General features: G+C 67.8%; 13 protein-coding genes. 1 reads left to right on the plus strand and 12 read right to left on the minus strand.

What is annotated here, in order from left to right; genetic code table 11:
* Positions 1–2 precede the first annotated feature (2 nt).
* A complete protein-coding gene (locus VZQ01_RS28045; RefSeq protein WP_223748373.1) occupies positions 3–959 on the minus strand; it encodes a GNAT family N-acetyltransferase in 957 nt (318 codons plus the stop codon).
* A 69-nt stretch (positions 960–1,028) separates the two neighbouring features.
* The gene (locus tag VZQ01_RS28050) at positions 1,029–1,694 is read right to left on the minus strand and encodes a hypothetical protein (protein ID WP_248546146.1); all 666 of its coding nucleotides are present in this window, start codon (positions 1,692–1,694) and stop codon (positions 1,029–1,031) included.
* 181 nt (positions 1,695–1,875) lie between these two features.
* Here VZQ01_RS28050 and VZQ01_RS28055 point away from each other — a divergent pair, with 181 nt between their 5' ends.
* Positions 1,876–2,868 carry a DUF481 domain-containing protein gene (locus VZQ01_RS28055; RefSeq protein WP_426745183.1) on the plus strand — a complete coding sequence of 331 codons (993 nt, stop codon included), beginning with the start codon at positions 1,876–1,878 and terminating at the stop codon, positions 2,866–2,868.
* A gap of 85 nt (positions 2,869–2,953) precedes the next feature.
* Here VZQ01_RS28055 and VZQ01_RS28060 read toward each other — a convergent pair whose 3' ends face one another.
* The 10 genes from VZQ01_RS28060 to nrfD are packed head-to-tail and all read right to left on the minus strand — an operon-like array spanning position 2,954 to position 11,919.
* Complete coding sequence (locus VZQ01_RS28060; RefSeq protein ID WP_141332233.1) at positions 2,954–3,403, minus strand: cytochrome C oxidase subunit IV family protein; 450 nt, start codon at positions 3,401–3,403, stop codon at positions 2,954–2,956.
* Positions 3,404–3,416: 13 nt separating this feature from the next.
* Positions 3,417–4,082, minus strand: a complete 666-nt coding sequence (locus tag VZQ01_RS28065) for a cytochrome c oxidase subunit 3 family protein (protein WP_141332232.1) — start codon at positions 4,080–4,082, stop codon at positions 3,417–3,419.
* Positions 4,072–5,739 (minus strand): cytochrome c oxidase subunit I, encoded by a 1,668-nt coding sequence (gene ctaD / locus VZQ01_RS28070; protein ID WP_046715924.1) that lies wholly within the window; start codon positions 5,737–5,739, stop codon positions 4,072–4,074. Before ctaD ends, VZQ01_RS28065 begins: the two co-directional genes overlap by 11 nt.
* Positions 5,723–6,769 carry a cytochrome c oxidase subunit II gene (gene coxB, locus VZQ01_RS28075; RefSeq protein ID WP_223748377.1) on the minus strand — a complete coding sequence of 349 codons (1,047 nt, stop codon included), beginning with the start codon at positions 6,767–6,769 and terminating at the stop codon, positions 5,723–5,725. The genes ctaD and coxB overlap by 17 nt, the downstream gene beginning before the upstream one ends.
* On the minus strand, positions 6,766–7,647 hold the full coding sequence (locus tag VZQ01_RS28080) for an SCO family protein (protein ID WP_141332230.1): 882 nt from the start codon (positions 7,645–7,647) through the stop codon (positions 6,766–6,768). Before VZQ01_RS28080 ends, coxB begins: the two co-directional genes overlap by 4 nt.
* 35 nt (positions 7,648–7,682) lie before the next feature.
* Complete coding sequence (locus VZQ01_RS28085) at positions 7,683–8,144, minus strand: hypothetical protein (protein ID WP_074951071.1); 462 nt, start codon at positions 8,142–8,144, stop codon at positions 7,683–7,685.
* Positions 8,141–9,379: a hypothetical protein gene (locus VZQ01_RS28090; RefSeq protein ID WP_141329441.1), complete on the minus strand. Its 1,239-nt coding sequence runs from the start codon at positions 9,377–9,379 to the stop codon at positions 8,141–8,143. The genes VZQ01_RS28085 and VZQ01_RS28090 overlap by 4 nt, the downstream gene beginning before the upstream one ends.
* Positions 9,376–9,969, minus strand: a complete 594-nt coding sequence (locus tag VZQ01_RS28095; protein WP_141329439.1) for a c-type cytochrome — start codon at positions 9,967–9,969, stop codon at positions 9,376–9,378. Before VZQ01_RS28095 ends, VZQ01_RS28090 begins: the two co-directional genes overlap by 4 nt.
* Positions 9,966–10,511, minus strand: coding sequence for a DUF3341 domain-containing protein (locus VZQ01_RS28100; RefSeq protein ID WP_141329437.1), 546 nt, complete (start codon positions 10,509–10,511; stop codon positions 9,966–9,968). Before VZQ01_RS28100 ends, VZQ01_RS28095 begins: the two co-directional genes overlap by 4 nt.
* Positions 10,512–10,515: 4 nt before the next feature.
* Complete coding sequence (gene nrfD, locus VZQ01_RS28105) at positions 10,516–11,919, minus strand: NrfD/PsrC family molybdoenzyme membrane anchor subunit (RefSeq protein ID WP_223748381.1); 1,404 nt, start codon at positions 11,917–11,919, stop codon at positions 10,516–10,518.
* Positions 11,920–11,922: the final 3 nt, after the last annotated feature.

The raw sequence follows: 11,922 nt of genomic DNA on the forward strand, positions 1-11,922 counted from the left end.
CGTCACACCCAGAGGGCGCGCGAGAAGGTCACCCGCTCGGCGGGCGGCAGCCCGTCCCTCAGCGGACGCAGCATGGGCAGCGAGCCCTCCCGGGCCACGCGCGTGGCGCCCGGAATCCGCGCCAGCCAGGGCAGGGTGCCCGGCTCCTCCCAGACGACCACGCGGGACAGGCCCGCCCGGTGCGCCACGCCCCGCGCGGCCTCCATCAGGGCCATGGAGTCCTCGAGCGACTCCGCGTCGAACAGCAGCACCACCAGCTCGCCGTAGCGGGCCATCATCGCCCACAGCGCGAACGAGCGGCCCACCACCGCGCCGCAGGCCTCCGGCCGGGGGCGACGCAAGAGCTCCGCGTAGACCCGCTCCCGCTCCAGGTGCCAGTCCACCTGCGCCGGGCTCGGCCACAGCAGGAAGGGCACGTCCGGACGCTGCAGGCGCCCCATCACCTCCGGCACGTCCCCGTCGCACAGGAGCGCGTCCACCGCGTGCGTGGACAGTCCACCCATGGCGGGCAGGTTCCAGTCCCACGCGGGCGCCTCGCGATAGCCCGAGCGCCGGTAGAGCGGCGCGCCCACGTCCGAGAAGAGCAGGGCCGCGTGCCGGTCCTGGCCCTCCTGGGCGACGTGCTCGGCGACCTGGTCCATCAGCCGCGTGGCGTGTCCGTGGCCGCGCAGCTCGGGCACCGTGAAGACGCTGGCGATGGCCTCGCTGACGCCGGGCGTGGCCACGCCGTCCGGGCCGCGCAGGTGGCTGTCGGTGCGGAACGTCTCGCACGAGGCCAGCACCTGTCCGCCGTCGTCGACGAGCAGCCAGGTGCGCATGCCCTCGCGGCACCAGGGATGCGCGCGCAGCCGCACCTCGCGCTGGTGGAACTGCTCCACGGTGAGGGGCGAGCCCCAGGCGGCATGGGTGACGCGGTCGCGCTCGGCTTTCTGGGCGTCGGTGGCGAGGACCAAGGGCATGTCACGCCAGGGTATCGCCACCCGGCCATCCCGTGCATCACCCGGTTCCCGCGAAGCCGTCCGTCCGCCTCACAGGCGTGTGCTGTACGGGAAGCGCACGTGGAACTGGAGGTAGGCCTGGCCCACGTGGAAGATGCCGTCGCGCACCCGGTCCGGCAGCCCCAGCCCGCCCAGCTCCTGCGGCACGTAGAGCGCGGACTCCCAGCCCAGGCTGATGAGGAAGCTCTTGGAGAGCTGCAGCTCCAGGTCCACGCCCAGCTCCGCGCCCGGCCTCACGAAGTGCGTGTCCGCCAGCGTGTCCGAGTGCAGGTACGCATACGTCAAGAGCACCCCGCCACCCACCGCCAGCCGCACCGGGCCGGACGTCAACGGCAGCCCCAGCCCCAGGGGCTTCCAGGTGACGCCATACATGCCGGTGTCGCGCACCTTGGGGGAGATGATGAGCGAGTCGGGGATGAAGATGGACGGGGAGATGCGCACCTCGTCCACGCTCTTGGCGTACTTGCGGTAGCGGGACGGGATGGCGCGCTGGTTCTTCTTCAGCCAGTCCTTGTCCAGCACCGCCTCGACGGAGAGCTTCAGCCCGGTGTGGATGGGCTGGTCGTCGAAGACGGGCCCGAAGAACAGGAACGCGGCGGGCCCCACGCCCACGTCCACGGGCACCGTGACGTTCCGCGCGGCGGCCACCACGGGGGACAAGAGCAGGCACAGCGACGCGATGCGGGCGAGGTGCATGGTGGGAGTCCTCCTGGGTGAAGCCAGCCCCGCCCCGGAATTAAGCACAACCCGCGAATCAACCATTGCCGCACCGAGCGTGTTTGGAGCAGGAAGGAGGCGCGCCGGCCCGGGGGGAGCCGAGGACGTCTCGCGTCGCCCCGAATCCAGGTCCGGCGGCACCGAGACGACTGGAGAACCGATGCTTTCCGCCGCCCTTCTGATTGCCACCTCCCTGCAGGCCCAGACGCCTGCGCCCACGCCCTCCGCGCAGGAGCCCGCCGCCCCCGTCGCGGCCGCGCAGGCCACCACGCCCGAGGAGCGCGCCGCCGTCGCCGCCGAGCGCGCCGCCGCCGCCGCCGAGCGCGCCGCGGAGGCCAGCGTCCGCGCCGCCGAGGCCGCCGAGCGCGCCGCGGGGGTCATCGCCGGCACCCCGGCCGCCCCGGGCGCCGCCGCCCCCGCGGACGACAAGAAGAAGAAGGAGGAGTGGGACATCACCCTGGGCCTGGGCCTCATCTCGCTGACGGGCAACGCCTCCACGCTCACCTTCAGCGGCCTGGCCAGCGCGCAGCGCACGACGGAGCACTGGATTGTCGGCATCCGGGGCTACGGCAACTACGGCCGCAGCCGCCCGCCCGAGGTGGCCGGGGAGGAGCAGGAGTCGCAGCTCGTCGCCCTCAACGCGGGCCTGGAGCTGCGCGGAGACCGCCGCTTCACGCAGATGCTCAGCGGCTACCTGCTGACGGGCGCCGAGACGGACCACGTCAAGAGCGTGGAGTCGCGGACCATCGGCGAAGGCGGTCTGGGCGTGCTGTGGTGGGACGAGAAGAAGAAGGACGAGCGCGAGTCCTACCTGCGCACGGACCTGGCCTTCCGCTATGCGCGCGAGACGCGCTTCCAGTACTACCCCTCGCGCCTGGACCTGCCGGACGTGGACATCGGCGGCCCCCGCTTCGGTGTCGCCTTCCGCTACGGCATCACCAAGGACGTGCTCTTCAAGGAGGACGCCGAGGTGCTCCTGAGCGTCATCGGCGACTCGCGCGTGCTGGTGAACAGCCAGACGCAGCTGGCGGTGAACCTGACGGAGGCGCTCTCCCTGGGCGTCAGCTTCCTGGTGAAGCACGACAGCAAGCCGCCCGAGGGCAAGGTGCCCACGGACACCGCGCTGGCCTTCAACTTCCAGGTCGCGCTCTAGCCCGCAAAAGCAACGCGGCGCCGAAGGAAGGTCCTCGGCGCCGCGGCTTGATTCGAAGGGGCGGGTGAGTGCCCCTCGAGGGACGTCAGTGGCTCGGCGCGGGAGGCGTGTCCTTGAGCTCCGGGGGCTGCACGCCGCCGCCGAAGCGGCCGCGCTGCGCACCCGTGCCGATGTCCGGCGGCTGCAGGTCGCTGTACTGCGAGCCCGGCGGGTTGGCGCCGCGGAAGCGCGTGCCCAGGTCCGCCATGGGGATGACGAGCGCGAGAATCACGAAGACGATGGACACGGCGAAGATGAGCCGGTTGACGCCCTGGTGCTCCGCGAGGTGCATGAAGTACAGCGTCACCAGCGTGCCCTTCACCGTCGCGATGACGATGGCGAGCAGCAGGCCGAACGACGGCAGGTGCATCCGGCCGGTGACGACGGTGACGACCGTCAGCACCAGGAGGACACCCCAGATGAGCCAGTAGCGGCCCGCTCCGTGGTGCTCCGTCATGTTCTTCTCTTCCTGATGGGATTCGTTGGCGATGGCCATGGTGGTGTCGCCCTCAGACCAGGTACAGCATGGGGAACAGGAAGATCCACACCAGGTCGACGAGGTGCCAGTACATGCTGCCCAGCTCGACCATCGTGTAGTTCTTCGGACCGAAGTCGCCCTTCTTGAAGGCGCGAATCATCGCCACCGTCAGCACGCCCATCCCGATGAGGACGTGCAGGCCGTGCAGCGCCGTCGAGCAGAAGTAGACCGTGAAGTACAGCGAGATGCCCGGCAGCTGGATGTCCGGGTAGCTGTAGTAGCGGCCCGGCAGCGTCCCGACGTGGAACTTGTGGCTGTACTCGAAGTACTTGATGACGAGGAAGGCGACGGCCATCAGGAGGGTGAGCGCCAGCATCACGCCCACCTTCTTGTTCTCGCCGTGCTTCGCGTGGTGCACCGCGAGCGCCGCCGTCAGCGAGGACGTGATGAGGACCACGGTGTTCACCGTGCCCATCGTCAGGTCCAGGCTGCGGCTGCCCGCCGCCCACGCCTCCGGGAAGAGGAAGCGGTAGCAGCCGTAGCAGACGAAGAGGCCGGCGAAGAGCAGGATTTCCGTCGCCAGGAACAGCCACATCCCCAGACGGGCGGCGTGGTTCTGCACCTCGAGCGACGCGAAGTGCATCGCCAGGCGCGGCGTGTTGGCCGCGCCGTCGGCGGTGTGAGCGCTAGACTGCATCGGGAACCTCGGCCTTCTTCGGGTCGACGTAGAAGTGGGGCTCCTCGGGGAACGTCGGCTGAGGCCCCACGAAGTTGTGCGTCGGCGGAGGCGACTCGCTCAGCCACTCGTAGCCCTTGCTGCGCCACGGGTTCTTGCCAGCGGCCTTGCCGTAGACCAGCGCGTACGCCAGGTACATGGCGATGATGATGAACCCGAAGGCCAAGAGCGTCGCGCCCGCGGTGGAGGCGACGTTCAGCGCCTGGAAGCGCTCCGGGTAGTCATAGTACCGGCGCGGCATGCCGTTGTTGCCCAAGAGGAACTGGGGGATGAACGTGGCGTTGAACCCCAGGATGATGAGCGCCGCGGACACCAGGCCCCATCCCTCGTGGTACGTGCGCCCGAACATCTTCGGGAACCAGTAGTGCAGGGCGGCCAGGAAGGCCATGATGGTCGCGCCCACCATGATGAAGTGGAAGTGCGCCACGACGAAGTACGTGTCGTGCCACGCCACGTCCAGCGACACCGTGCCCAGCGCGATGCCCGTCATGCCACCGAACACGGTGAAGAACAGGAAGCCGCAGAAGTAGGCGAAGGGCGTCTTGAAGTCGACCGCGCCCTTGTAGACGGTGCCCACCCAGTTGAAGACCTTGATGGCGGTGAACACACCCACCAGCATGGTCAGCACGCCGAACACGCCGGCGTCGAAGGTGGACTGGCCGGACACGAACATGTGGTGGCCCCAGGCGAAGAAGCCCACGAAGGCGATGCCCAGGGACGAGTACGCCACCGCGCGGTAGCCGAAGATGTTCTTGCGGCTGTACGTGCTGACGATCTCGCTCATCACGCCGAAGGCCGGCAGCACCATGATGTACACGGCCGGGTGGCTGTAGAACCAGAACAGGTGCTGGAAGAGCACCGGGTCGCCGCCGCGCGCCGGGTCGAACATGCCGAAGCTGAACAGGTTCTCCACCGTCACCAGGACCAGCAACAGGCCGATGACCGGCGTCGCGAGCACCTGGATGCAGCTCGTCGCGTAGATGGCCCACACGAACAGCGGCATCTTGAACCAGGTGATGCCCGGCGCCCGCATGGTGTGGCAGGTGACGATGAAGTTGATGCCCGTGGCGATGGAGCTGAAGCCGATGATGAACGCGCCGAACAGCACGGGCGCCACCGTCGTCGTCGTGTGCGTGCTGTACGGCGTGTAGAACGTCCAGCCCGTGTCCAGGCCGCCGTTGAGCATGCCCCACAGCGCCAGCACCGCGCCCGCCAGGTAGATGTAGAGCGAGGCCAGGTTCAGTCGCGGGAAGGCCACGTCCTTGGCGCCCAGCATCAGCGGCAGCATGAAGTTGCCGAAGACGGCCGGAATCGCCGGAATCATGAACAGGAAGATCATGACCAGGCCGTGGAGCGTGAACGTACGGTTGTACGTCATCGCGTCCATGATGGTCGGGCCCGGGGTGAGCAGCTCCACCCGGATGAGCAGCGCGAAGATGCCGCCCACGAGGAAGAAGAGCAGGACCCAGAACAGGAACATCAGGCCGATGCGCTTGTGGTCCACCGTCAGGAGCCAGCTCTTGATGGTGGTGCCGTCCACCAGATAGCTCGGGTGGTGGTCGTGGTGCTCGTCGTGCGGGGCGGCCCCCGCCGTGTCGATGCTACTGGATGGGGTCATAGGCGGGTCCCTCGGAGGCGCCCTCGCGGACGTTCGGAGTGCGAAGCGACTTGATGTATTCGACGATGGCGGCCGTCTCGGGGCCCTGCAGCTTGCCCTGGTACGTCGGCATCACGTTCTGGTAGCCCGCCACCAGGTGGGCTCCCGGGTCCATCATCGACTGGGTGATGTAGGCCTCGTCCACCCGGATGTCCTGACCGTCGTCGAGCTTCTCCACGCGGTCATACATGCCGAGGAAGGTGGGGCCGATGTGCGCCGAGCCGTCCACCGAGTGGCACTTGAGGCAGCCCTGCGTACCGGCCAGGATCTGCCCCTGCTCGACCATCCGGGCGACCGGCGGCACCAGCGAGGTGTCCGCGAGCGCGTCCTGACGGTCCTGCAGCCGGCCGCGGCGCTGCTCCTTGATCCAATCCTCGTACTCCTCCTCGGGGAGCACGACGACCTCGGCCAGCATCTTCGAGTGCGACAGGCCGCAGTACTCGGTGCAGAGCACCTGGTACGTGCCGGGCTTGGTCGCCTCGAACCAGATCTGCGTGTAGCGACCCGGCAGCGCGTCCATCTTGATGCGGAACGCCGGCACGTAGAACGAGTGCAGCACGTCACGGGACGTGATGAGCAGGCGCACGGGACGGTTGGCGGGGACGTGCATCACGTTCACGCCGTTGGGGCCCTCCGGGTAGGAGAACTTCCACATCCACTGCTTGCCCATGACGTAGACGTCCATCGCGTCCTTGGGCGGGGTGGTGACCCAGGTGAAGTCCCGGAAGCCGATACCGAACCAGGCCAGGAAGAACACCAGCGGCACGGAGACGAAGAGGAACTCCGTCTTCAGCGTGGGGACGACGTACTCCGTCGCCTGGGCGGGGAGCCGCCGGCGGTACCGGAAGAACATGAACAGCGCCGCGAGGCCGACACCCGTGGACATCACCATCGTCGTTCCCACGACGAAGTGGTGCAGCAGGTCGACCCGTTCCGCGAACGTGGACGCGCTCTCCGGGAGGAACAGAAGGTTGTTGAGAAGCTCGCTCATGCCGCCGCGCCTTTCTTCAGCTCGCGCCTCCAGAAATAGATCAGCATCGTCGCCAGGGCGAAGAAGACGGCCAGTGCGCCCAGGCGGATGAACCCGAAGATGTAGAAGCCATACCGCCGGGTGGCGGTGTCATACTTGAAGCAGGACATCACCACGCGGTCGAAGCTGGTACCCACGCGGCCGCCGGCCGCCTCCAGCAACGCCAGCTTCATGTCCTTGGGAGGGAAGTCCGTCCCGTACAGGTACCGCGACAGCGTCCCTTCCGGCGTGAGCACCATCACCACCGCGGGGTGGGCGTACTGCCTGGTGCTCTCGTCGTACGTGTACTTGAAGCCCACCGCGTCCGCGAGGCGGCGGATCTCCGCGTCCGTCCCGGTGAGGAAGTGCCAGGGCGCGCTCTCGGGCTTGCCCATGGACTGAAGGTGCTTGCGCCGGCGCTCGCTGCTCATCGCCGGGGTGTCCTCGGGGTCCACGCTGATGGTGACCGCCTCGTAGTCGCGGCCCAGCTCCAGACCCAGCTCCCGCATCGTCTTCACCTGGGCGTTGAGCACCAGGTTACAGAGCATGGGGCAGTTGTAATAGACGAGCGTCAGCAGCGTGGGCAGCGTCTTGGGCAGCACCGTCCCCAGCGTCACCTCCTGGCCGTTGGAGTCCAGGAAGCGGGTGAGGGGAGGAACCGGGTCACCCAGGTGCTCCTCCACGTCCACGCCCTTGAGCTGGGGCGGGGCGTCCTGCTGGGCCTCGACGATGGAGCGGGGCGTCTTGCCACCGCCCGGCATCGCCGGGGCCGGGGTCGCCGTGCCCAGCACCAGGGCCACCGCGACGAGCATCCCCAGGCGGGGGGCGCACTGGGGGATGTGGGAGAAGAGGGACATCATCGCGAGCGGCTCTTACGTGATGCTGGCGGCGGAAGCTACTGCCGAGGAGCCGGGGTCGGCTCCTGGGGCTGCTCGGGGGCCGGCGCCGGGGCGGGCGGAGGCGGGGCGTTCTGCTTCGTGATGACCGTCTTCATGGCCTCGTCCAGGGACGGATGGGCCTTGACACCCGGCTGGTCACCCCAGCCGGCCTTGAGCGCCTGCTGCTGGCCGCCGATCTTCTCCTCGGCGTGCCAGTCCTGCTCGAACAGGCGCTGGTTGACGATGCCCACCTCGTACTGCCCCATGGCCGCGGGAATCGGAGGAGGACCGTCCGGCTGGGCCTCCTTCATCGTGCGCACCTGGATGGCGTAGGCCCAGACGATGCCCACCGCGAAGATGACGAGCGAGCCGACACCGATGCCCACCACCTTGCTCATGACGATGTGGTCTTCCTCGGCGGCCACACCGTGGGCGCCGACGATGACACGCGACTCGAGCTCAACCTGGGTCTTCTTCATGGCTGCACGTACCTCAGGGACTCCGCGATGTAGGGGTCCTTCACCGGCATCGTGTAGTTATTGCTCGCGTTCTTCAGCGCGAAGCCCACCGCGATGCCGCCCACGCCCACGAACGAGGTGACGAGCGTGATGATGGTGAACGCGTCCACGTTGGGCCCCTTGTCACCCGTCAGCGCCGGCCAGATGAGCCAGTACAGGTCGAACGCGTGGACCGCCAGCAGGTAGAAGGCCACCAGCGACAGCTTGCGGGGCTGCAGCTTCAGATTTCGCGACAGCAGCGTGAAGAACGGCAGCACGAAGTGCAGGAAGAACAGGGCGATGGACGCCGGCTTCCAGGCGCCGAAGATGCGCACACCGTACCAGGGCGCCTCTTCCGGGATGTTCGCGACCCAGACCAGCAGGAACTGGGAGAAGGCGATGTAGGCCCAGAACGCCGTGAAGGCCAGCATCAGCTTGCCCAGGTTGTGGAAGTGGGCCGTCGTCACCAGGTTGCCGAACAGGCCCTGGCCCCGGGCGTACGTCGCCGCGATGGTCAGGATGCAGAAGGCCGACAGGAAGCTGCCCGCGAAGTAGTAGACCCCGAAGATGGTCGACTGCCACAGCGGCGTCAGGCTCATCAGCCAGTCGAAGGAGGCGAAGGTGATGGTCAGCGCCAGCAGGGGCAGCATGCCCGGGGAGAAGCGGCGCAGCCGCCGGGTGAAGTCCAGGCCCCCCTCGGTGTCCTGCTGCACGCTCAGCTTGCGCAGCTTCCACGCGGCGAAGATCCACACCGCGAAGTAGATGACGTGGCGGAAGGCCGTGAAGGCCGGGTTCAGGTAGAAGTGGACCTTGTGGCTCAGGTGCTCCGACTCCAGCCCCGTGATGTTGGCGCGCAGCGGGGAGCTGTCCAGCCAGGGGTAGAGGTAGTTCGCCATGAAGGCGAGCGGGAGGATGAGCACCACGAAGATGGGGATGGTGGACGCGCCAGTCTCCATGGCGCGGCGCAGCAGGATGAGCCACTTGGCCTTGGCCGTGTGGAAGATGGCGATCATGATGATGAACGCCACGCTGATGCCCACCCAGTAGGTGAAGGCGAGCAGGTAGCTGTGGGCGGCGATGCCCTTCGCGTCGGTGGCCAGGTACACGGCCAGGGTGGCCAGGATGCCCAGGACACCCACGCCGAACGCCGGCACCATCAGCTTCGGCGTGCCGGTGTAGCGCTCGAGGGGAACGGAGGCTTCGGCTGCGGGGCTCATCGGTTCTCCTGCGGGACGGGCTGCTGACCGGCCGTCCGGATGTTGCGGGCTTCCTGAAGCGCTCGCACGTAGGCGACCACGGCCCAGCGCTCGCGCACGTCGAGCTCGCCGGAGAAGGACGGCATCACGCCGTAGCCCTCGTTGATGGCCGTGTAGAAGTGGCCTGCGGGCTTGGTCTCCAGCTCCAGCAGCGACGGAGGCAGGCGCAGGGCCATGTTCTCCGCCACCACGCTGTTGCCGTCGCCGAGCACGCCGTGGCACTGCGAGCAGACGATGTTGTACTTGCGCTGGCCCAGCGTCAGCAGCGCCTGGTCCACCGTCACGGGGATGGTGGCCGTGGGCTGCCCGTTGGCGCGGCCGGTGACGGCCGTCTGGCGGGCGACGGGGTCCTTGATTTCGGACACGCTCGCGAAGCGCTCACGCGGGATGGTGTGCGCCGGGGGCTGGCGCATGGCGCGGCCATCCGCCCAGAAGTCCGAGGCCTCGTAGTACTCGTACTTGGCCTGGTGCTCCATGCGCTGCAGGAACTCCGAGGGGACGTCGCAGCCCGACAGCGCGACGAGTCCGGCGGCGGGGATGAGCCACCTCATTCCTTCTCTCCCGTGACGACGGTCACCTGGGTGGCGCCCAGGGCCTTGAGCTGGTCGATGACGGCCGTGGAGTCCTGGCCCGTCGCGTGCGGCACGCTCAGCCAGTAGCCGTGCGTGGACGCCGAGCGGAACTCCTCGGACTCGAAGACGGGGTGGTACGGCTGCGGCAGCCGGCTCAACCCCAACAGACCGAAGAAGATGCCGAACGCGGCGAACAGCACCGTCAGCTCGAACGTGATGGGCACCCACGCCGGCAGCGACAGCAGCGGGCGACCGCCGATGTTCAGCTTGTAGTCGACGGTGTTCATCCACGTCTGCATGGAGAGCGCCGTCACCATGCCGGTGAGGCCGCCGCACAGGGCGATGAAGGGCACGCGGGACGGCGGGAGGCCCAGGGCCTCCGAGCCGCCGTGCAACGGATAGGGGGAGTACGTATCCATCCCCTGGAAGCCCTTCTCCCGCATCTGGCGGGTGGCATCCACGAGGATGTCTGGCGTCGCGAACTCGGCCAGCACCCAGGAATCGAGGACCTTGGCTTCCATGACTCTAGTGCGCTCCGTGGCTGTTGTGGTGGGCGGCGTGCTTGAGCTCGAGCTGGAGCTCCTTCACCTCGCTGATGGCCACCGCGGGCACGAACTTCAGGAACAGCAGGAACAGGGTGCCGAACAGGCCCAGCGTTCCCACGTAGATGCTCCAGTCCACCCACGTCGGCGAGTAGATGCCCCAGGACGACGGCAGGAAGTCCTGGCTCAGCGACGTGACGATGATGATGAAGCGCTCGCACCACATGCCGATGTTCACGGCGATGGAGGCGACCCACATGATGGGGATGCTGGTCCGGCACTTCTTGAACCAGAAGATGTTCGGCGTGATGACGTTGCAGGCGATCATCAGCCAGTACACGCCGGCGTAGGGGCCCGTCGCGCGGTTCACGTAGAACGTCCAGAACTCGTACTGGTTCTGCGAGTACCACGCGATGAAGTGCTCCATCAGGTACCCGTAGGAGACGAGCAGGCCCGTCGCCAGGATGACCTTGTTCATGTTCTCCAGGTGCCGGTCCGTGATCACGTCCCTGAGGCCCAGGTACTTGCGCGCCGGGACGATGAGCGTGATGACCATCGCGAAGCCGCTGAACACGGCGCCGGCCACGAAGTAGGGCGGGAAGATGGTCGCGTGCCAGCCGGGCAGCAGGGAGACGGCGAAGTCGAACGAAACGATGGTGTGCACCGACACGACCAGCGGCGTGGAGAGGCCGGCCAAGAGCAGGTACGCAATCTTGTAGTTGTGCCAGTGACGACCGGAGCCGCGCCAGCCGAGCGCGAACAGGCCGTAGATGGTCCGCTGCAGCTTCGTCTTGGACGAGTCACGCAGCGCGGCCAGGTCCGGGATGAGGCCCACGAACCAGAACAGCGCGGACACCGTGAGGTACGTGGAGATGGCGAACACGTCCCACACCAGCGGCGAGCGGAACTGCGGCCACGCGCCCAGGGTGCTGGGGTAGGGGAACAGCCAGAAGGCGAACCAGGGACGGCCCGTGTGGAGCAGCGGGAACAGACCCGCGCACATGACGGCGAACAGCGTCATGGCCTCCGCGAAGCGGTTGATGCTCGTGCGCCACTTCTGCTGGAAGAGCAGGAGGATGGCGGAGATGAGCGTACCGGCGTGGCCGATACCGACCCACCAGACGAAGTTGATGATGTCGAAGGCCCAGCCGACCGGCTGGTTGTTGCCCCACACGCCGATACCGCGGGCGAGCGTGTAGGTGACACCGATGACGAGCAGGCCCAGCGCGCTGAGCGACAGGCCGAAGAGCATGAACCAGCCCTTGCCCGGCTTGCGCCAGACATGGTCCAGCAGCGTCTCGTTGAGTGACTTGTCGTCGTGGTGCGGCGCGACGAGGTCCCGTGGCTCGAGCGGGTCGAGCGGGTGGTGGGCAGCGGTCTCGGCCATGGC

It is taken from the genome of Myxococcus faecalis, assembly GCF_050039385.1.
Classification (GTDB): Bacteria; Myxococcota; Myxococcia; order Myxococcales; family Myxococcaceae; genus Myxococcus; species Myxococcus fulvus.